The sequence below is a fragment of the Pseudomonas sp. EA_35y_Pfl2_R111 genome, assembly GCF_963970955.1.
GTDB lineage: Bacteria > Pseudomonadota > Gammaproteobacteria > Pseudomonadales > Pseudomonadaceae > Aquipseudomonas.
This window is the reverse complement of record NZ_CAXAOM010000001.1, coordinates 902536-923964: the sequence shown is the minus strand read 5'-3', so window position 1 is coordinate 923964 and position 21429 is coordinate 902536. Positions and strand designations below refer to the sequence as shown.

Here is a 21429-nt window from a genome sequence, read left to right as displayed (position 1 = left end):
TGCAAATCAGTACGGGAGCCACAGCATGTTCGCCATGATGGAAACCGCCCGGCTGGAGTCGTTGCACTTCGCCGTGGACCCGCTGACCGGTCTGCAGGCCATTATTGCCATCCACAACAGTCGCCTGGGCCCGGCGCTGGGCGGCTGCCGTTACCTTCCCTACACCGATACGCAAAGTGCGATTGAGGATGTGCTGCGCCTGGCCAAAGGCATGAGCTATAAAGCGGCGCTAGCCGGCCTGCAACAGGGCGGCGGTAAAGCGGTGATCATCCGTCCCAAGCACGTCGAGAATCGCGGTGCGTTGTTTGAAGCCTTCGGCCGGTTCATCGAAACCCTGAACGGTCACTACATCACGGCCATGGACAGCGGCACTTCCAGCGTCGATATGGACTGCATCGCCCAGCACACTCAGCACGTCACCAGCACCACTGCCGAGGGTGATCCTTCGCCGCACGCGGCCATGGGCGTATTTACCGGCATTCGTGCCACCGCCCTGGCACGCCTCGGCAGCGACAACTTGGAAGGCTTGCGGGTGGCGATTCAGGGGCTGGGCAATGTGGGTTTTGCGCTGGCCGAGCAACTGCATGCTGCGGGGGCGGAACTGCTGGTCAGCGATCTGGATCAGGGCCGTGTGCAATTGGCGGTCGAGCAACTGGGCGCGCGGCCGGTGGCCAGCGAGGCGTTGCTCGCCACGCCGTGCGACATCCTCGCGCCGTGCGGGCTGGGCGGCGTGCTGAACCACACCACAGTTGGCCAACTGCGCTGCTCGGCGGTGGCGGGTGCGGCAAACAATCAGCTGGCCAGTGCGGATATCTCCGACAGCCTGCAAGCGCGGGGAATTCTCTATGCGCCGGATTATGTGATCAATGCCGGTGGCCTGATCTACGTGGCGCTGAAGCATCAGGGCGAGCCGCTGCCGGCGATCACCGCGCACCTGACGCAGATCAGCCGGCGGCTGACCGAAATCTTCGGCCATGCTCAGGCCGATAAGCGCTCGCCAGCGCGGGTCGCCGATGCTATTGCCGAGTGCTTGCTGTATGGCTGAGTTTGACCGTTGCTAGAAACACAAAACCCCAGTCACTGACTGGGGTTTTGTTTACTGCTGCTGGCGTTACTCGGCAGCAGGTTCGCTCAGTTCACTCAAGGCGTCGGGCTGGTTCTTGAACGCCTTGGCGAAGATGTCACGGTTCTTCGCCATATAGATCCCCAACTCTTCACCCTGGGATTCATTCAGCGATGGCACGGCTTTTTGCAGCACCTCGGTGAGCAGCTCGGCCAGTTCGAGCATTTTGTCATGACGGTCGGCTTCGGCTTTATCCATGAATAAACGCTCCAAATCCCGGCTGCTGCGGTACACCACTTCGACGGCCATTCATCACCTCTACGCCTTCACGCTGATAGGTTGCAATAAACTGTTTATTTGTACAGTGGTTGCAAGCATAAAGAACTCGCCTGCATTTGGCCAGCAGCAATTGCCATGGCGGTTAACAACATAGCCGATTCTTCAGGATGCAACAGCCAGCCGCCAGCATGGCGCGGCGGTTGCAGGTGCTTTTTCGCCCGCAGCAAGCTTCTTCTACTGACACTGTTAGATGGTGGCGCGCGGTGCTGTCGTCATTTTCGCTTTTCTAGGAGCTTTTATGGGTAAGCCAAACTGGGCCGAGCTGATGCGCGAGCGCATGCATGGGCTCGCGGAGTCGTTGGGCAATCTGTTGATGGAGGCGTTCCACTACCTGGCGCTGTTCGCCATCGGCGCCATCACCGCCTGGGCCGCGATCATGGCCTTTCTTGGCATGCTGGAGAAGGGACACATCACGGTAGACGACATCCTGCTGCTGTTTATCTACCTCGAGTTGGCGGCGATGGTGGGGATCTATTTCAAGACCAACCATATGCCGATCCGCTTCATGATCTATGTGGCGATTACCGCGCTGACCCGTCTGATGATTTCCGATATCTCGCACAACCATAAACCCGACATGGGTGTGGTGATGGTCTCCGGGGCGATTCTGTTGCTGGCTGTGGCTATCTTTGTGGTGCGTTACGCCTCCTCGCGCTTTCCCGCAGTGCAAGCCGATGGGGCGCGGCGCAAACGTAATTTGGCGGATGAAGCGGCCGAAAAAGATGATACGCAGAGTGATGACTGAACAGCTGTTTACGGTTTTAGGTGGGCCTTACCGCCGCCTGGGAGGCGGGTCCTGTCCGCTAGATTCGTTACACGGACCACTAGCAGGCTGCGGCGAATCTAGCCTGCTGCCTGGTTCTGGCTTGCATAATCATCACCAGGTTCTGGCGCTAATCATTCGTATCGAGGTGCGGCAACGCCGTTAGATTGTCTTCACTGAGCCGCCGCAAAGTCTTCCTATCACACTGCCTCTACGGTCAGTTTGTAAGCTCTGCTGCCTGCTGTAATTACTGACCCCTGCAAGACAACCCTCCCGCACCATCCATTTGCTGCCGATGTTCCCGAATGGCAGGCAGGGAAGGTTCTCCCTCAGCGATAAAACCGCAGCAAAACCGCCTAGGCTCGCCAGCATTCAGCCCTACCACTCCTCGCTGCAGTGAATTAGGTCACGATTTCATCGTGTGCGAATTGTGTGTCCATCATTTTGCCTTGTAGTGTTCATGTGTTTGCAACACAGATACATTTAGATCGGCTTGTATAAACGCTAACGCCCTTGGAGAGAGTGAAGTACCAGGGGGCCACTCTGTTCATTAGGGAAGAGACAAGAATGCGCTCCACCAAAACTTCAGCTCACTTATTCGAACTCGCTCGCTCGGTTATCCCAGATGCGGTCAGTTCGCCTATGCGGGCCTTTCAGCAGGTCGGTGGCAATCCGATCTGTTTTGCAACAGCCAAAGGTTCGAAAATCACCGATGTAGACGGCAACGTGTACACCGACTTTCTCAACGCCTTCGGTGCTTTGTTGTTGGGGCATGGTCGCGAAGAGGTCAGTGCGGCGATTTCTCGGCAGGCCGCACAGGGCTCCGTAGTGGGTTTGACCTCACCACTGGAACACCAGTTGGCTCAGCGCATAGTCGCCAGCACTCCGGCTATCGAACAGATCCGCTTCGTATGCAGTGGTACTGAGGCAGTGATGACGGCCACGCGTATTGCTCGCGCGCATACCGGCAAAGATTTACTGGTCAAGTTCGTCGGCTCCTACCACGGTCATTCGGACGTGCTGCTGGCTACGCCGAGTACTAACGGGATCAAGACCAAAGGCGTTACCCAGGGCATTTCGCCAAATCTGGGGCGTGAAACCCTGCTGTGCCAATACAACGATGCCAGCCAGCTTAAGAGCCTGTTCAAAGAGCACGGCGCGAATATCGCGGCGGTGATAGTCGAGCCCTACGCGACCAATATGGGCTTCGTACGTCCGCAGGAAGGCTTTATGGAGCTGATTCGTCTGCTATGCGATCAGCATGAAGCGCTGTTTATCTTCGACGAGGTGGTGACCGGTTTTCGTTTCACCTTTGGCGGCATCTGCAACCTGATGGACATCGACCCCGATCTGGTGACCTTCGGCAAGATCATTGGTGGTGGTACACCGATCGGCGCCTATGCCGGCAAAGAGCGCTTTATGCGCCACGTGGCGATCGGCAACAGCGTATTCCAGTCGGGCACCTTCGCCGGCAACCCGCTGACTATGGCGGCGGCCAATGCTGCGCTGGACGTCCTGGAGCAGCCGGGCTTCTACGAGGAAATAGAACGTAAGGGACAGGTGCTCGATAACGCCATTCGCGCTGAGTTCAACGCCAACAATATTCCGTTCCTGTTCACCCGCTTCGGCGCGCTCGCGGGGGTTGCCTTCCGCGATAGCACTCGCGCGATGAAGTCCTATCAAGACGTCAAGAACCAGCATTACGAGGTCTACACCAAGACCCATCAACTGATGTTGGACAGGGGGTTTCTGATGGCGCCTTCGCTGGAGGAACCGATCTTTCTTTCCGCCGCCCATAGCGACCAGGACCTAAGAAATTTTGCCGCGGCCCTCGGCGAATCCATAGGTGAAGCGCTAGCTGCGCACCGTCAGGCCTTTCCGGTTCTGCTGCCGTTCTGAGTACGACTCATCAAACCCGTGACTTTTAAGGAGGAATGCACATGAATGCGATCGTCGAACCCAACGCCAAACAATTCTTCGACTCGGTCAATAAATGGTATGCCGGGGCAACCGTGCGCAACAGCCCGCGGATCATCGTTCCAGAAGCGGCCAATGGCGAGTTCACCTACCCGAGATCCCGGCAGATTCTTAGCGAGCACCCGAAGGTTCAAGAGCTCGGTTACAAGGGTGTGGCTTATGTGTTGACCCAGTCCGCCTACCAGTACATGTATGAAATCGGTCTGCTGGAAACCCGCTTCGTCATCGATTGCAGCCTGAACATCATCAACAACGTGATAACCGGGGCCAGCGAAGAGGAGAAGCTTGACGCTTTGACTGTGGTCATCGACGAGGGCTACCACGCTCATGTGGCTATGGATTACATCATTCAGATGAAAACCCTGAGTGGCATCGAGCCGCTTGAGGTGCCGCAAACCAATGGCAATCTGAGTGCAGTCAAACGTGCTTTCGAACTGTTACCAGCCCATGTGCACAATGACTTTCAGTTGATTTCCGTAACCCTGGCTGAACACACCCTGACCAAGGATCTCATCAGTATCGGGCGTGAGAAGGATGCTTCCGCCGCGTTCACCAAGGTGATGACCGATCACGTTTCTGATGAAGGGCGTCACGCCAGCTACTTCGCCAAAATGATGAAAGCGCACTGGGCGCGCCTGCCCGAAGAGCACAAGCAGATTATCGGCAGCATGCTGCCAGCTTACTTGGATGATTACCTTGCAGCTGACGAGGAACGTGACTTTGACCGCAAGATTTTGCGCGCCAGCGGTTTCAGCGAAGCTCAGGTAACGGAAATTATCGACGACACTCAGGCGCAGTTTCTCGACAACCTGACCAGCTATGTGGTCACCACCAAGGCCAATCTGGTCAAGCTGCTGCAACGCACGGGCGTCCTCGATCACGCACCCACTCGTGCGGCTTTTATCCAGCATGGCGTCGCGCTCTAGTCGAGCCTTCATTCGTTAACCAACACTCGACAGGAAGTTGATGAAATGCTGCTAGATAAACTCCGTGAGTTGAGTCTGTCCGCGCCACTACAACCGGCAGTCGTCGCCGACTCGCAAGTGCTTTCATATGCTGAGCTGGAGCGCCAGTCGTCACATCTGGCCGTTTACCTGACGCAAGCGGGTATTGCCCAAGATGCGCTGGTGGCGATCTATACCAACCGCGATACCCACTCGATAGTTGCGCTGTTTGCCGTGCTGAAAATCGGCGCGGCCTACACCTTCGTCGAGGATGATGGTGTTCGTGAGGAGAACTACCACAGGCTGACGGCTATTGCTGCCGATGCTGTGCTCTGTGCGGCGGAGCATCTCGTTCCGCTGCGCGCATTGGGCTTGCCAGCGCTGGATATGCATGACGCGGGGCAGGCCACGGAGCAAGGTCGCGGCGTCCGGGTCGAGCGTGATGCGAGCGCCTATGTGTTGTTTACCTCAGGCTCTACCGGCACGCCCAAAGGGGTAGCCGTCAGCCATAGCAATATCCAGCACTACACGGAGTCAGTCAGCCAACGCTTCGCGATCACCCGGCCGCTTAACTATGCCCACGTCAGCACCTTGGCTGCGGATCTTGGCAATACCTCACTGTTTCTGTCGCTGAGCAGCGGAGGTTGCCTGCACCTGCTCAGCGTGGAGCAGCGCAAAGATCCGGCGGCGTTTCGCGACTATTTGCAACAGCAGCGGATTGATTTTCTCAAGATCACCCCCTCGCACTGGAATGCCATGTTTCCCGCCGAGCAGCCAGGCATTGAGCTGCCACACTTGGAATACTTGATATTCGGCGGTGATGCCTTGTCGAAGACGTTGGCCCGACGCGTGTTGGCGTCTGGGCGGATCGCCAAGTTGTTCAATCACTACGGCCCCACCGAGACCACCGTAGGGGTCACCACCTTTGCCGTGACCAGCCTCGCACAGATAGACGCCTTGCCCGCCGATTCGATTCCCGTTGGGCTGGCATTGGGCGATAGCCTGCTGTGTGTGCGTGATGAGCAGGGCACATTCGCCAGCCACGGTGCCAAGGGCGAGCTGTATATAGGTGGACCCTCGGTGGCCAAGGGATATCGCAACAACCCGCAGGCCACTGCCCAGAGTTTTCTTGAGATGGAAACCGCGCAAGGCCCGCAGCGGTTCTATCGTAGCGGCGATCTCGTGACCCTGGATGCCAATGGTCTTGTGCAGTTCCTTGGTCGGGTTGATCGCCAGGTTAAGGTCAACGGCTACCGGGTCGAACTGGAGCATGTAGAAACCGTTTTGCGCAGCATTCCTGGCATTAACGATGCTGCCGTGTTTTTCCTTGAACTGGGCGGGCGTAAACGCCTGGTTGCGGCGCTGCTAAGCCAACGTCCTGAGCCGGATCTGACGGCGCAGCTGCCGTCGCTACTACCCGACTACATGCTTCCGAAGATCCTGCTGCCTCTGGCGGACTTTCCACGCAATGCCAACGGCAAGACCAATCTGGCGCTGCTGTGCGCGCAGCTTCAGGAGCGCCTGCAGCATCAGTCATCGGACGAACCACCGACGCAGGATGAGGAGGGTGACGAGCGCCTCAAGGCCATTCGCACAGCGTTTCGCAAACACCTGCGTGGCGTGGCGGTTGGCCTTGACGACAGCTTCTTTGATCTTGGCGGCGATTCCCTGGATGCGATCCAACTGATCGCCGAGTTGCAGGAAAAAGGTTATCCGGTCAGCGCTCATGCCTTTCTCAAGAATCCCTGCGTGAATGGACTGTTGCGGGCATTGGACCGGCAGGGCAGCAGCCAGGGCGCAACGGTGGTGCAACGTGACCTGCAACGTCTGACCCTGTTCTCGCCAGCGCAGCACGAGTTGCTACAGCAGCAACTGACCAATCCGGACCATTACAACCAGGCGCTGCTGTTGCGAAGCGCCGATAAAATCGACATGGCCATCCTCAACGCCGCCCTCAGTCAGTTACTGGAGCAGCACCCTTCGCTGAGTGTGGCCTACGCCAGCGATGCCCAAGGCCTGCACGCCAGCCATACCGAGAAGGACGGCAACGATAGCCTTAGCGTGTCCTTTATAGCCGGCGACAGCGAAGTGCAAATCCAGAGCCATGTCGAGCGAGTTGCCGAGCGCGTCCATGCCTCCTTATCCCTGGCGGACGGTATCCTGCTGCGCGTGCACTTGTTCAAGGTCAAAGAGGGTGAAGACCTGCTGCTTTTGGTTGCCCATCACCTCGCCGTGGATGTGATTTCCTGGCGCATCATCATCGCCGAGCTGACGCGTAACTACAGCGACAAATATTTCGGCACCACCAGCCCGCGCACGCCCAGTCGCACCACCTTTTGGGATTGGGTGGAGCATATGGACAGACATAAGGCGCAATTGCAGAGCGCCTGGCTACGCCGCACTGAGCAAGCTGCGGCGACGCTGCCAAGTTACTTCTCTGCAAGCAATACTGAAGGTGCGGCCTCCACGCTGTGGCTGGGTTTCTCCGCACAGGACAGCCAGCAATTACTGCATGATCTGGTGAACAGCACCGGTACGCCGTTCCATTTGCTTTTGTTGGCAGCCTTCGGTTTGGGGCTGAGCCAACTGCGTGGCGGCGAACGGCAGGCCATTGATGTTGAAAGCCATGGACGGGTGACCTTCGATGACAACACTGATGTCAGCCGCGTAGTGGGGTGGCACACCTCGACCTTCCCCTTGTTGCTGACGTTACCGCACTTGGATATGCCGACGGCGGTACAGGAAGTCAGCCGTGAGTTTGCTGCGGTGGAGGACCTCGGGGTGGGTTTTGGGTTGTCCCGGTCACATGCCCATGAAGGCCGCTATGCACCGTCCGCGCCGGTATGCTTCAACTTCCTCGGCGATGTTAATTTCGCCCACGATGAGCGTTTCGAACTGACTCCGGCCAAATTCGCTTTCGGTCATGCCCGCCATGCGCAGAACAACCGTTGCCATGAATTGAAACTGACTGGCAAGGTGATAGGTGGGCAGTTGCTGCTCGACCTGTCCTTCCCGCAAACAGTCGAAGTTGCCGACATGCACGAGCTGATGCGCGGCATCGCCACGCAACTGACCGAGCTGGCCGGCATGCCCCCAGCGGCGCCGCAGATCGTGCTGGAGCAGGGTACGCGTACCGGCATGCTCAACTATGCGCCGCGTCAATTACTGGCCCAGACTCGGCAGCAGAAACACCGCGAATATCGCCATGTGCTCCTGACGGGGGCTACTGGTTTCGTCGGGATTTATGCGCTTAAAGAGCTGATCCTTCAGTCGAATGCCCATATCCACTGCATTGTCCGCCACAAGCAAGGTGCCTCCGCCAAGGCCCGGCTGGAGCAGCTATTCAGCTGGTATTTTCCCAGCATCCGCTTGGAGGGTTTCAGCAGTCGCTTGAGCATCCACCAGGGCGATGTTTGCGAAGCCCGGTTGGGGCTGGATGATCAGACCTACCGGCAGCTCGGCGAGCAGGTGGACGCGATCTATCACTTCGCTGCCGACACCCGCCTATTCGGCACCGAGGAGGAGTTCACCAGGAGCAATGTGCAATCGGTGAAGAGCTGTATCGAGCTGGCCGAATTTCAGCGTGCCAAGGACTTGCACTACATGTCTACCTTGGCGGTAAGTGGGGTAAACCGCCAGGAGCCAGTCGCCTTCTTCTGCGAAGATTCACTGGATATCGGTCAGGAGTTTCAGAACAACTACGAACTGACCAAATATACCGCCGAACGCCTGGTCAACCGCTTCCGCCTGCATGGCAACAACGGCTTCATTTACCGCTCTGGCAATGTTTCGGCGGACTCACGCGCCGCGCGCTTCCAGATCAATGCGCGGGACAACCGCTTGGTGCAGTTCCTTGTGTCGTGCATCAAGGTCGGGCAGTTACCGGAATGCCTAGGCGAGCCCCTGGTTCTCTCGCCGGTCGATGAAGTTGCCTCGGGCATTGTGGCGGTGTCGCTGGACGCTTCATCCAGCCCTGGTACCTACCATGTCGACAGCACCCACGAGGTGAGCATGGAGCGGGTCTTTGCCGCCCTGGAACGTTGCGGTTTCAACTTTAGCCGCGGTGGCCACGGCAACTTCGCCGAACTGTTTCGCGCGGTTGAGGGAAGCAATGACCCAGACATCTTGCTCGGTAAGTTCTGGGCAAGCCGTAAGAGTCGCAACATCAAATACAGCAACGAACGCACGCTGCGCACGCTTGAGCGCTTGGGCCGGAGTTTCACCGCACCCAGCGATGAATGGCTCGATGAGTTTGTCGGCGTGTTGCGCAAAGAGAATGTATTTGCTCTTCGTCCCAGCAGTTACGAAGACGCCGATACCCCAAGACCTCTCGCACTGCAGGTGTAATCCGAGTCAGGCATGCCGAACCTGCGCAGCAGGTTCGTGCCGCCTGCTGCGCGCAGAGTCCTACGAGTCCAGCAAATAAACAATGGAGATGTGTTTTGTGGAAACGCTTAATCAGAACTTCCGTCTAACCGATGAGCATATTGCCGACTACCAGCGCACGGGTTTCGTCCTGCTCAAGCAGTTCTTTTCCCGCGACATGATCGAGTACCTGCGCAAGCGGGTGAATGATGAGCTGGAAACGCCCACTGATCATTATCAGAAGGGCTTCGACAAGCTGCGTTATGACCTGTGCAACAACGATGAAGTGATTTTCGAGTTGCTCGCCAACCAGCAGTTCAAGAAGATCATGCACGACCTCACCGAGCGCACTCTGTTCTTCACACAGGGTGTCGGCTTCGGCCTGAAGAGGAATGTCAGCAAGGGCTTCACCTGGCATATCGAATCGCAGAGCTTCGGTTTCAACCGCTCGGAAGACTACGCCACCACCCTCTGGGCGCCCCTGCACCCGATCAATACTCAGCAGCAGGCCGGCGGTATGCGCTATGTGCCGCGCGACATCATCTCCGGCGAGTTCATGTACGACTATATCGACCCGGCCGTCTTTCGCTGCCTGGATGAACGCATCAAGTCCGGCGGCATCGCCTTTGACGACTACGTGGCGCTGCGCGACGAGCCGCTCAACTCGCCCGGGATTGGCCGCCTGCTCGAATACTTCTCGGTCGAGGACGACTACGAGTTGGGTGACGCGCTGCTCTTCGACAAGTACGTGATTCACCGCAGCGTCAAGCTGGGCGAAGGCGAGCTGGAAACCCGCGACGCTTTTTCCCTGCGCTTTATCGCCGACGACTCGCGCTATGACCTGGCCCGCGCCAAGAGCATCGAGATTCCCCGTGATCATTACGGTTATGCCGGGCCAACCAAGTTTCACTTGGAAATATGCAAGGAAGACGGCAGCAAGATCGTTGATAGCCCCTATTTCGATGCCGATCGCGAGCAGCGCTTTATCCGCGCTTGATCGCCAGCGCCCGGCGTTTAGCGGGCCGGGCGCTAACGTATCGCCCATCATCCTGGAGACCATCATGCAGCAACAGATTGAGCATTACGCCAACAAGCTGGCTTTCGAAATCGATTCTTGGGACTTGGCAGAAGCTCAGAAAACGGCCGAGAACCTGGTGATTCTCGATGCACGTTCCATCGAGTCTTTTCGCCGCGAACACATCCCCGGGGCCCTGAGCTTTCCGCATAAACGCATGATTGAGGCGCACACCGCGCAACTGTCCCGTACTGCGCTGTATGTCGTGTACTGCGATGGCATCGGCTGCAACGCCTCCACCTCTGCGGCGCTGAAGATGGCCCGCCTCGGTTTCAAGGTTAAGGAGCTGATCGGCGGTCTGGATTGGTGGAAGCGCAGCGGTTTCGTCACCCACAACGTGTCGCACCTGAGTGCAGAGCAAGCCGAGAGCTGCGGCTGCGCCTGACAGCACCCTCGTCAGCTAAACAAAAATTGGAGCACAACATGCCTTACGTAAATATCAAAGTGACCGACCTGGGGGTAACCCGGGAGCAGAAAGCGCGTCTGATCGCCGGCGTCACCCAACTTCTGCAGGATGTTTTGCAGAAGAACCCAGCCACGACCTTCGTGGTTATCGACGAGGTCAATACCGACAATTGGGGCACCGGCGGCATCCAGGTGAGTGAGCGCGACCGGTTGCAGCACCCTGGCTAGATCAAGCCAGGCACAGCTCCATGCCGGCCTGAGGGGGCAGTTCGGCATGGAGCTGATGCAGGTCCTCGGTAACCATCTGGCGATGCTCATGGCTAATGCCAGAACGGGCTATCAGCTTGCGGCCTGCTCGATTTCCTTGAGTCGATGGCCCACCGCGACTATGGCTTCGATCGCTGGTTTCAGCTCCTGGCCCAGACCCGAAAGGCTGTATTCGACGCTGGGCGGCGAGGTGGGCAGTACCGCGCGGATGACCACTCCTTCGGCCTCGAGCTTCTTCAGGCGGGCGCTAAGAACCTTGGCCGAAATGCCAGGAATGTCTGTCTTCAGCTCGCTGAAGCGACGTGGTTGTTGGCTCAAGTACCAGATGATATTGGGCGTCCAATGGCCGCCGATGATGCTCAAGCATTCGCTCAAGGGGCAGCGGGGGTGGGCTACAGGGTTGCGCCGTCTCGGCAGCATGTTCTCTCCTCAGCTAGCTAGTTACCAGATGGTTACTTGTAAATGTAGCAACTAAAAGATTGTAGGTATACATAAGTAACTGAGCATATTTAGACTGTGCCCATGCAACAAAACGGCTGGTGTTGGTAACAGCATCAGCACGCATACAAGTGCTGCAACGTTGTAACGACTGTGTGCCTGTCTTCACTCGGCATCAGCAAACTGAGCGTGAAGGAACAGGCAACAGAGATGGACGGCACGCTCGCTAAGGGCAGGCCAATTCGAAGAGCAACAGCTCGAAACCAAGGTAGGAGAACATCATGTACAAACTTTATTACATGCCAGGCGCCTGTTCGCTGGCTATCCATGCGCTGCTCAACGAGCTCAACCAGGACGTGGAACTGATTGACCGCAACAAGGCCAGCGATTTCGAAAAGCTGGGCTCGCGCGGAATGGTCCCTGTACTGGTCGATAACGGCCAGGTCATCCGCGAAGGCGCGGCAATCATTCTCTATCTGCTGGAGAAGCACAAAAACCAGATGCTGCCCGATGGCGGTCTGGAAAAGGCCCGCTTTACCGAGTGGCTGATGTTCGCCAACGCCACCATGCACCCTGCCTATGGCCGCCTGTTCTTTATCGGCAAGACCCTTGCCGACGGTCCGGCCAAAGAGCAAGCGCTGAACGCCGCCAGCGACATCATCAGCACCCTGTGGACTTCGGTGGATGCGCAGCTGACGAACTCGACCTTTATCTTCGGCGAGCGCATTTCTGTGGTCGATATGATGTTGACCGTGTATGCGAGCTGGGGCGTCTACTTCCCGGTCGATATCCTGATGAGTGACAAGGTCAAGCGCATGATCGCAGCGGTACAGGCTCATCCGGCCTATAGCAAAGCCGTCGCCGACGAACAGGTCGCCTCGCAGTAACGACGGGCGCCTATGTTCCGCCAGGCCTTTCGCGCGCGGAAGGCCTGGCCGCTTTCAAGCCAACAGGATCTGGTTATGCGTTTCTTCAATGATCTGTCTCTTTCCGCCATCAATGCCGGGTTCGTTACGGTGTTGGTGGGTTTCACCAGCTCTGCCGTTCTGGTATTTCAGGCCGCTCAGGCCTTGGGTGCCACGCCGGCGCAGATCGGCTCGTGGATGCTCGCCCTGTGCATTGGCATGGGGGTGACAGGTATTGCGCTGTCACTGCGTTACAAGGCGCCGATCGCCATTGCCTGGTCTACTTCCGGGGCGGCGATCCTGATCACCAGCGCTCCCAGCGTTTCACTAGAGGAAGCCACTGGCGCGTTTATCGTCTGCGGCGCGCTGATCGCTCTATGCGGTTTCAGCGGCTGGTTCGAGCGCATCGTCAAGCATATCCCCATGGCTATAGCCGCAGGCATGCTGGCCGGCATATTGCTGCGTTTCGGTCTGGATGCCTTCAAGGCCATGCAAACCCAGTTCAGCCTGGTGTTCCCCATGTTCCTTTCATACTTGCTGGCGCGCCGCCTGCTGCCCAGGTATGCGGTCATGGTGCCGTTGCTGGTCGGCATCTGTATTGCCGCAGGCACCGGTATGTTGGCGTTTCAGGGGGTCGACCTGGCCTTGGCCACGCCCGAATTCGTCGCGCCAAGCTTTAGCCTGCAGGCCATGGTAGGCGTCGCCTTGCCGTTATTCGCTGTGACCATGGCTTCGCAGAACATTCCGGGGCTTACCGTACTGCGTGCTTCCGGCTACCAGACACCAAGCTCACCACTGATTGGCTGGACCGGTGTGGCGACCTTATTGCTGGCTCCCTTCGGCGCGTACGCTTTGAATCTGGCGACCATCACTGCGGCCATATGCACTGGCAAGGAAGCTCATGAAGACCCGAAAAGACGCTATGCGGCAGCGGTCGCGGCAGGTTTCTTCTACCTGCTGGTGGGCATCTTCGGCGCCACTGTGGGGGCGCTTTTTATGGCATTCCCCAATGAGCTGATTCTGGCCATCGCCGGCTTGGCCCTGCTCGGCACCATAGGCAATGGCCTGGCCAGCGCCCTGTTGGAAGAACAGCACCGTGAAGCGGCCTTGATCACCTTTCTGGTAACCGCGTCGGGGGTTTCTCTGCTGGGTATCGGTTCGGCGTTCTGGGGCATGCTGGCCGGTGCCTTGTCTATGTTGTTGCTGCACGCTACCCCGGCCCTGCTGACAGCATGGACCCCGCGTGGTCAGCGGGCTGCAAAACTCGATAAAACCATGGAATAAATCCAATGGCGTGTGGATATGACTGTTACTTGAGGCAGTGGACGTGGATGTAACTCGGCCGATAGGCATACTTGATTCGGGAGTAGGGGGGCTGTCGCTGTTGCGTGCAATCCAAGCAGAGCTGCCACGGGAAAATCTGCTTTATGTGGCCGATTCGGGTTATGCACCTTATGGCGACAAGACGCCTGCCTGGATCAGCGCAAGGTCCGCGCAGGTCGTCAGTTATCTGGTTGAACAGCAGTGCAAGGCCGTGGTGATCGCCTGCAACACCATTACCGCAGTGGCGGTAAGCGAATTGCGCGACAGCTTCACGATCCCCATTATCGCCATCGAGCCAGCCATCAAACCGGCTGTGGCCATGACCCAGAGCGGGGTCATCGCGGTTATGGCCACCACCCGCACGTTGCACAGCGAAAGCCTGCAGTTATTACGCAAGCGCTATGCCGCCGGGGTGGAGGTATTGTTCGTACCCTGCCCAGGGCTAGCGGACAAGGTCGAGTCGGGTGATCTGCATTCCAGCGACGTGGAACAACTGCTCAGGAATTTGCTGATGCCAGCGCTGTGCAAGGGCATGGACACCCTGGTGCTGGGCTGTACTCACTACCCGTTTCTTCTCGACAGTATCCAGCGGCTGGTGGGGCCCGCTGTGCAGATTATCGACCCCTCGGCGGCGGTTGCCGCTGAGGTCGGCCGGCGTTTGCGGGCCTTGGATTTGCTCAGTAGCCAGCAAACCCAGGGCGCCCTGGCGTTCTGCAGCAGTGCCACACCTGACAACGCACGCAACATCATGAGCACCCTGCTTGGCCAGTCCCTGAGCGTGGCCGCTTTGCCTGATTAGCGGGCCTGGTAATCCAGCAAATCAGGACAGGCGCGTTCGCTTTCGGAGATTTGACCGGCGATATCGGCAATGCTTACCCGGCTGAGTTCGAGTTCCAGTGCTGCGGTGGCTATGTCGATTTTTTCCTGCAAGATCGGCTGGATGTATTTGCCCACCGCGCAACCTTTATCCGGTGCGGTTCTGTGCATGGAGAACAATGGCACCGTTTCCACCGCTCGGTAGATGTCCAGCAGTGTGATGCTGCTGGCAGGTCTGGCTAATAAGGCCCCGCCGCCCTGGCCTAACTGCGAGGTGGAAAAGCCTGCGTCATTAAGCATCGACAGGATGCGTCGAATAACCGAGGCATTGGTGCTGGCGCTTTTGGCAATAATCTCTGATGGCAGGGGTTCATTTTCGTGAATGGCCAACCCGGTGAGAATATGGACTGCAACGGCAAACCGCGTACTACTGGGCATGGTTGATTTCCTGGATTTGAAAAACTGAGCGGGATATCTGGATGTGCCCGAATGATAGCGAGATTGGCCTCCCTAGCTTGCAAGCAGCGGACAACTACCCTGGGCCTCCGGCCTAACCAGACTAGCATCTTGCTTCCTGGATACCTGCCAGAATGCGGACAGCAACGCGCCGATTTGCGTCATCTTTGCACACCGCGCTACCTGCTCGAGTTGCCCGCTGGAGACGATTGTGCAAGGCCTCTCGCAGACCTGCAGTCATATTCCACCGCGGCGTGCTCCCTGCGACCTGCTGGCAATTTTGCTATGCGCTTGGCCTTCTCGTATTGGCGACCAATGGGCTATTGCGCAAACGCAATAGGCCCAATAGTGCGGCAGAGAAACGACTAAAGGCGAGTCAGTCGCTTAACGGCGCAAACAGTGCCTGCAGATCGTCTTCGCTGAGCTGCAGCTGGGTCTGGCTGCCGCCTTTCAGCACGCCGCGGGCCAGGTTGGCTTTGGCCTGCTGCAGCTGCTGGATCTTCTCTTCGACGCTGCCACGGGCGATCAGTTTGTAGACGAACACCGGCTTGTCCTGGCCGATGCGGTAGGCGCGGTCGCTGGCTTGGGCTTCGGCGGCCGGGTTCCACCAGGGGTCGAAGTGGATCACCGTATCGGCGGCGGTCAGGTTCAGGCCTGAGCCGCCTGCTTTCAGGCTGATCAGGAAGATCGGCAGTTCGCCAGCCTGGAACTGCTGCACCGGGGTGCGGCGATCCTGGGTGCTGCCGGTGAGCTTGGCGTAAGGAATATTGCGCGTCTTCAATTCGGCTTCGATCAGCGCCAGCATCGAGGTGAATTGTGAGAACAGCAGCACCCGCCGACCCTCGGCAAACAACTCTTCAAGCATTTCCAGCAGACCGCTGAGCTTGCCGGAGTCCGCACTGGTCAGGTTGCTGTCGCTCTCATCACCGAGCAGGCGCAGGTCGCAGCAGGCCTGACGCAGACGCAGCAGCGCTTCGAGAATCACGATCTGGCTGCGCGCCAAACCCTGGCGGGCGATTTCCGCACGGACCTTCTGGTCCATGGCCAGGCGCAGGGTTTCGTAACGGTCGCGCTGCGCCGCGCTGAGTTCGACCCAGTGGGTGATTTCGGTTTTCGGCGGCAGCTCGCTGGCCACCTGCTCCTTGGTGCGGCGCAGGATAAAGGGCTTGATCCGCCCGGTGAGATGCGCCAAACGCTGCTGGTTGGCGTTCTTCTCAATCGGCGTGCGGTAGTCGCGAGTAAAGCTCTTGCTGTCGCCGAGCCAGCCAGGCATGAGGAAGTTGAACAGCGACCACAGCTCGCCGAGGTGATTCTCCAGCGGCGTGCCGGTCAGGCACAGGCGTTGCCCGGCCTGCAGTTGCCCGGCAGCGACGGCGGCCTTGCTGCGCGGGTTCTTGATGTTCTGCGCTTCATCGAGAATCAGCAGGCGATAGCGGTAGGCGGCCAGCGCCTTGAGGTCGCGCGGCAGCAGGGCGTAGGTAGTGAGGATGATCTGGTGCTCGTCGATCTGCTTGAACAGCGCGCGGCGCTTCGGCCCGTGCAGGGCTAGCACCTTGAGCTGCGGGGTGAAGCGCGCGGCTTCATCCTGCCAGTTGGGAATCAGGCTGGTGGGCATGACGATCAGCGCTGGCTGCTGCAGACGCCCGGCGTTGAACTCGCAGAGGATATGCCCGAGGGTCTGCAGGGTTTTGCCCAGGCCCATGTCATCGGCCAGCAGGCCGCCGACTTCCAGCTCGGCCAGGCCCTGCATCCAGGCCAGACCTTGCAGCTGATAGGGCCGCAGCTCCGCGTGCAAACCGGCGGGCGCTTGCAAGGTGGCGCTGTCCAGACGCTGCAGGCGTTCGGCGAAGTCGCGCAGCGGGCCGCCACCTTGCCAGCTGATTGCTGGTCCTTCTTGCAGGTGATTCAGGCGCGCGGCATCCAGGCGCGACAGGCGCAGGCGCTGGCTGGGCTCGCCCGGCTCACGCACGAACAGCTCGCCGAGGGTCGCCAGCAGCGGTTTCAGTCGCGCCAGCGGCAAAGCCACGCGCTTGTGGTTGTGCGGCAGGCTGACCAGCAGCACCTCATCGTCATCGCGCTTGTTCAGCGCCTCGCCATTGAGCAGCCAGGGCGCGCGGCGGATGGCTTGCAGCAGAATCGGCAGCAGGCTGATGCGCTGACCTTCGACCTCGATACCCAGTTCAAGATCGAACCAGTTCTGCTCGGGGTCTTCCTCGACTTCGGCGTACCAGTCATCCACTGGCGTCAGGTTGAACTGGAAGTCCGGCTGCATGCGGATCTGCCAGCCTTCCTCGCGCAGCAGCGGCAATTGCTCGCGGACAAACTGCAGCCAGGCGGCCTCGTTGGGTTGCTCGTAAGCTTCGCCGGCGCTTTCCGGCAGCGCTTCGCTCTGCCGCAGTGCCACTTGCAGACCGGTCTGCTCCAGGCGTTTGCGCAGCTGGGTTTCAGCGCTGATGTCACGCACGATGCGCAGGCTGTGCTGGGCGCTCTGCTTGATCAGCAGGTCCTTGCCCTGTTTGCCCGCCGCCAGATGGCCCTGGTAATCGAAGGCCAATGCGGCACGGTGCTGGGTTTGTTCCTGCATGCGGCCCTTGCGCGCATCGAAGTGCACGCGTACCAGGCTGCCGAGGCTCAGCACTGGGGTCGGTTGCAGATTCTCCAGGCACTCTTCGCGGGCCTGCGGGCTGCTGACGATCAGCGGCGAGAGGTCGACGCCTTGTTCCTGCTGGGTTTGCAGGGTGAGCAGGGCGCTGGCCACGTGCTTGCAGTTGAAGCCCACCGGGCAGCTGCAATGGCCGGTCACGCCCCAGCCCTGGCCGTAATGATGCAGGGTAATGCGCTGTTGATAGGTTTGCGCACCGGAGCCACGGCAGCTGGCCAGCAGGGTGCTGTCCTTGAGGCTGAGCAAACGGCTGCGGCCTTGCGCGGCATAGCCCTGGCCGCGCTGCAGATCGCCCACGCCGAATTCCGCGCGCCAGTCTTCCTGGCGTAGATGCAGGATATCGAGGGCCATCAGTGGCACCGGGCAGGCGAGTGGATGAATCGTGGCATGGGCAGCTTTCTCGAAGGCAGCCGATGATTCTTGCACAGCCAGCGTGGGATTAGCAGGCTGTTTTCAGGCGCAGGAGGCGCAAAGCTGCGTTACCTGATAGGCAGGTATGCGGTGGGCTGATGCTGCTTTGCGTGGGGTTAGGGGCTTTGCAGGGCCGCGCGGTATTGTCCCGGCGTGGCGCTGAAGGCCTGGCGGAAGCGGTTGTTGAAGTGGCTGGCGCTGGCAAAGCCGCAGGCCATGGCCACTTCAGCCAATGGTAGGGTGCTGTGTTGCAACAGCTGTTGGCCATGGCGCAGGCGCTGCGCGAGCACATAGCGGTGCGGCGGCAGGCCGAAGCTGAGTTGGAACATCCTGGCGAAGTGGTATTCGGAGAGCGCGCACAAACTGGCCAGCTGACCCAGGCTGAGCGGCTCACTGAGGTTGGCCTGGATAAACTCGCGCACCCGGCGGCGCTGGCTAGGGGCCAGGCCGCCGGTCAGGCGCAGGCCTTCGCGGCGGCCCACCTGGGATAGCAAGGCGTGGTTGATCAGCCCGTGGGCCAGGCTGCTGCTGAGCAGGCGTTCGGCGGGTTCCTGCCAATCCAGCTGGCTGAGCTGACGAAAGCGCTGGGCCTGCTGCGGGTCGTCGAGAAAGGTGCCTTCGCGCAGTTCCAGTTCCCGTGGCTCACGATCCAGCAGATTCACGGCCGCCAGGGCGAACTGCTCCTGGCTGATATACAGATGGGCCAGATGGATTTCACCGTTGATCACCCATTCCGACTGATGGCCGGCCGGGAGGATGCATAACTTGTCCGGCGCGCCTTTGCTGTGTGGGCTTTCGCGGCGGAAGGTACCGGTGCCGCCGGCCAGGTAGCAGGACAGGGTGTGATGACTGGGGGCTTCGTAGTCGCGGGCATCATGGCGGTTGCTCCACACGGCAGCCGCCAGCCCGTCGCCCAACTCGGCGCTGCGGTGCAGGCGGGTGTTGGGCGAGCTGTGCATGCTCTGGAAAACCTGTAGGTGCTCAAGTTGCGACATAGAACCTCCGTCGCACCATGCTACGCCGGCTTGCAACGGCTGCCAGCCCCCGACAGGAGAAATGCGCAAGATTGTGCAATGCGGAGATCAGGCCCGCTGCTCGTACCAGCCCTTGCTGTTATTGACCATGCGCACCAGCCAGAGCATCACCGGCACCTCGATCAGCACGCCGACCACCGTTGCCAGCGCTGCGCCGGAGTTGAAGCCGTACAGCGCGATGGCCACTGCCACCGCCAGCTCGAAGAAGTTCGACGCGCCGATCATCGCTGCCGGCCCGGCGATGTCGTGGCGCACCTTGAGTTGCCGACACATCCAGTAACCCAGCGCAGCGATAAACAGCGTCTGCAGCAGAATCGGCACCGCCAGCATGGCGATGATCAACGGTTGCGCGACGATGGTCTGGCCCTGGAAGGAGAACAGCAGCACCAGAGTGGCCAGCAGGGCGAGGATGGAGAAGGGGCCGATGCGCGCCAGCACCGCTTGCAGCGTTGCATCACCTCGGCGCAGCAAGCGCGCACGGATAAATTGGGCGATGGCCAGGGGAATGACGATATACATCACCACCGACAGCAGCAGGGTGTCCCAGGGCACCGGAATCGACGACACGCCCAGCAGTAAAGCGACGATGGGGGCGAAGGCGAACACCATCACGAGGTCGTTGATCGCCACCTGGGTCAGGGTGAAGTTGGCGTTGCCCTTACACAGGTTGCTCCAGACGAACACCATGGCGGTGCAGGGCGCGGCGCCGAGCAGAATTAGCCCGGCCACGTAGCTGTCGATCTGCTCGGCCGGCAGCCAGCCGGCGAACACATGGCGCAGAAACAGCCAGGCCATAAAGGCCATGGTGAATGGCTTGATCAGCCAGTTGATGCTCAGCGTCACGCCCAGGCCGGCGCGCTGCTGGTAGACCTCTCCAATGGCACCGAAGTCGATCTTCATCAGCATGGGGATGATCATCACCCAGATCAGCAGGCCTACGGGGATATTCACCTGAGCGATTTCCAGCGCGCCCACCGTCTGCGCGGCTTTGGGCGCGAACAGGCCAAGCAGGGTGCCGCCGATGATGCAGAGAAATACCCAGAGCGTCAGGTAGCGCTCGAACAGGCCGAGCGGCGAGCGGGTTTGAGGGGTGGAGGATTCTAGGGCGTTGGCCATGCTGGATTCCTTGGGTGAGGGGCGACTCTAGCAGGCTGTTGAAAAACTACCTGCGTTGCCATCGCGGCGTTAAAAACAGGCTCAAAATGCTCATTTACAGTCCGTAAACTCCGCTTTTTCGCCTGTTTTTGCCTTGCGCTGGCTGCCTCGCCAACGTTTTTCAACGGCCTGCTAGCCAGTCCCGCTGCGCTCGTTATTGATCTGGGTCGGCTTGGACTGGGCTGAATATACGGTTTACAAGATATATGGATATCAATATATTCGCCAAACCGTATTTACATGACACCCATCGCCATGAGCCAAAAGACCCGCGTGCTGTTTCTCTGCGTTGCAAACGCCGCCCGCTCGCAGATGGCCGAAGCCCTGTTGCGCCATACCGACCCCGATGGTTATGAGGTTTTTAGCGCCGGCACCCTGCCTGGCGAGGTCGACCCGCGCGCGCGCCAGGCCTTGGAGCAGTTGGGCGTGAGCACAGAAGGCCTGCACAGCAAGCCGCTGGAGAGTTTTGACGGTCAGCAGTTCGACTACGTGATCACCCTGTGCGACAAGTCCGCCTTCGAGTGCAGCACCTTGCCCGGTGCCGGTGAATATATCGCCTGGGACTTCGAGGACCCGGCCAGCAGCCAGCAGAAGAATGCCTACAAGCACTGCCTGCAGCAGATCCATGAGCGCATCAAGATGTTCGTGCTGGTCAAGAGCAAGGCCCAGGCTCCGCTGCAGATGCTGGCGCCGGTCACCTTGTTCAAGTGCCTGGCCGACGACACCCGCGCGCGCATGACTCAGCTGATCGCCCAGGAGGGCGAGCTGTGCGTCTGCGAGCTGACCGCCGCCCTGCAGGAAAGCCAGCCGAAGATCTCCCGTCATCTGGCGCAGCTGCGCAGCAGCGGCCTGTTGCAGGACCGCCGCGCTGGGCAGTGGGTGTATTACCGCCTGCACCCGCAACTGCCGGTTTGGGTTGGTCAGATATTGGCTCAGGTGCTTCAGGCTGATGACCCACAGCTGGCCGAAGATCGCTTGCGTCTGCACAGCATGCGTGACCGCCCTGATCGCGCCTCACTGTGCGGCTGAGC

At 59.4% G+C, this 21429-nt stretch carries 18 protein-coding genes; 12 read left to right on the top strand and 6 right to left on the bottom strand.

Going from position 1 to position 21429, the window contains the following annotated elements; all coding sequences use genetic code 11:
* The first annotated feature begins 25 nt into the window (after positions 1–25).
* Entirely contained in the window at positions 26–1045 is a 1020-nt protein-coding gene (locus AACY25_RS04565; RefSeq protein WP_339522788.1) for a Leu/Phe/Val dehydrogenase, read from the top strand.
* Between the two features lie 66 nt (positions 1046–1111).
* Here AACY25_RS04565 and AACY25_RS04560 read toward each other — a convergent pair whose 3' ends face one another.
* Positions 1112–1372: a YebG family protein gene (locus AACY25_RS04560; protein ID WP_339522786.1), complete on the bottom strand. Its 261-nt coding sequence runs from the start codon at positions 1370–1372 to the stop codon at positions 1112–1114.
* Positions 1373–1640: 268 nt separating this feature from the next.
* Here AACY25_RS04560 and AACY25_RS04555 point away from each other — a divergent pair, with 268 nt between their 5' ends.
* From AACY25_RS04555 to AACY25_RS04525, 7 genes are all read left to right on the top strand, one after another.
* Positions 1641–2147 (top strand): phosphate-starvation-inducible protein PsiE, encoded by a 507-nt coding sequence (locus AACY25_RS04555; RefSeq protein ID WP_339522785.1) that lies wholly within the window; start codon positions 1641–1643, stop codon positions 2145–2147.
* A gap of 585 nt (positions 2148–2732) precedes the next feature.
* Complete coding sequence (locus AACY25_RS04550; protein ID WP_339522783.1) at positions 2733–4064, top strand: aspartate aminotransferase family protein; 1332 nt, start codon at positions 2733–2735, stop codon at positions 4062–4064.
* Positions 4065–4105: 41 nt separating this feature from the next.
* Positions 4106–5068 (top strand): diiron oxygenase, encoded by a 963-nt coding sequence (locus tag AACY25_RS04545; protein WP_339522782.1) that lies wholly within the window; start codon positions 4106–4108, stop codon positions 5066–5068.
* 45 nt (positions 5069–5113) lie between these two features.
* Positions 5114–9433 carry an amino acid adenylation domain-containing protein gene (locus AACY25_RS04540; protein WP_339522780.1) on the top strand — a complete coding sequence of 1440 codons (4320 nt, stop codon included), beginning with the start codon at positions 5114–5116 and terminating at the stop codon, positions 9431–9433.
* A 97-nt stretch (positions 9434–9530) separates the two neighbouring features.
* The gene (locus AACY25_RS04535; RefSeq protein ID WP_339410549.1) at positions 9531–10448 is read left to right on the top strand and encodes a hypothetical protein; all 918 of its coding nucleotides are present in this window, start codon (positions 9531–9533) and stop codon (positions 10446–10448) included.
* 64 nt (positions 10449–10512) lie between these two features.
* Positions 10513–10911 carry a rhodanese-like domain-containing protein gene (locus tag AACY25_RS04530; RefSeq protein ID WP_339410547.1) on the top strand — a complete coding sequence of 133 codons (399 nt, stop codon included), beginning with the start codon at positions 10513–10515 and terminating at the stop codon, positions 10909–10911.
* A 38-nt stretch (positions 10912–10949) separates the two neighbouring features.
* On the top strand, positions 10950–11159 hold the full coding sequence (locus tag AACY25_RS04525; RefSeq protein WP_339410546.1) for a tautomerase family protein: 210 nt from the start codon (positions 10950–10952) through the stop codon (positions 11157–11159).
* A 111-nt stretch (positions 11160–11270) separates the two neighbouring features.
* Here AACY25_RS04525 and AACY25_RS04520 read toward each other — a convergent pair whose 3' ends face one another.
* Positions 11271–11561, bottom strand: a complete 291-nt coding sequence (locus AACY25_RS04520) for a winged helix-turn-helix transcriptional regulator (RefSeq protein WP_339410544.1) — start codon at positions 11559–11561, stop codon at positions 11271–11273.
* A gap of 356 nt (positions 11562–11917) precedes the next feature.
* Between AACY25_RS04520 and AACY25_RS04515 the strand changes: the two genes are divergently transcribed.
* The 3 genes from AACY25_RS04515 to murI are packed head-to-tail and all read left to right on the top strand — an operon-like array spanning position 11918 to position 14663.
* Positions 11918–12523, top strand: a complete 606-nt coding sequence (locus AACY25_RS04515) for a glutathione S-transferase family protein (RefSeq protein ID WP_339522778.1) — start codon at positions 11918–11920, stop codon at positions 12521–12523.
* A gap of 12 nt (positions 12524–12535) precedes the next feature.
* Complete coding sequence (locus AACY25_RS04510) at positions 12536–13825, top strand: benzoate/H(+) symporter BenE family transporter (RefSeq protein WP_339522777.1); 1290 nt, start codon at positions 12536–12538, stop codon at positions 13823–13825.
* A 37-nt stretch (positions 13826–13862) separates the two neighbouring features.
* Positions 13863–14663 (top strand): glutamate racemase, encoded by an 801-nt coding sequence (gene murI / locus AACY25_RS04505; protein ID WP_339522775.1) that lies wholly within the window; start codon positions 13863–13865, stop codon positions 14661–14663.
* Here murI and AACY25_RS04500 read toward each other — a convergent pair.
* The 4 genes from AACY25_RS04500 to arsB form a co-directional block, all read right to left on the bottom strand.
* Positions 14660–15118 (bottom strand): Rrf2 family transcriptional regulator, encoded by a 459-nt coding sequence (locus tag AACY25_RS04500; protein ID WP_339522774.1) that lies wholly within the window; start codon positions 15116–15118, stop codon positions 14660–14662. The genes murI and AACY25_RS04500 overlap by 4 nt on opposite strands.
* Positions 15119–15512: 394 nt before the next feature.
* A complete protein-coding gene (locus AACY25_RS04495) occupies positions 15513–18149 on the bottom strand; it encodes a DEAD/DEAH box helicase (RefSeq protein WP_339522773.1) in 2637 nt (878 codons plus the stop codon).
* 176 nt (positions 18150–18325) lie between these two features.
* Positions 18326–19204 (bottom strand): AraC family transcriptional regulator, encoded by an 879-nt coding sequence (locus tag AACY25_RS04490; protein WP_339522772.1) that lies wholly within the window; start codon positions 19202–19204, stop codon positions 18326–18328.
* Positions 19205–19291: 87 nt separating this feature from the next.
* Positions 19292–20359, bottom strand: coding sequence for an ACR3 family arsenite efflux transporter (gene arsB / locus AACY25_RS04485; RefSeq protein WP_339522771.1), 1068 nt, complete (start codon positions 20357–20359; stop codon positions 19292–19294).
* Positions 20360–20653: 294 nt separating this feature from the next.
* Here arsB and AACY25_RS04480 point away from each other — a divergent pair, with 294 nt between their 5' ends.
* Complete coding sequence (locus AACY25_RS04480; protein WP_339522770.1) at positions 20654–21427, top strand: metalloregulator ArsR/SmtB family transcription factor; 774 nt, start codon at positions 20654–20656, stop codon at positions 21425–21427.
* Positions 21428–21429: the final 2 nt, after the last annotated feature.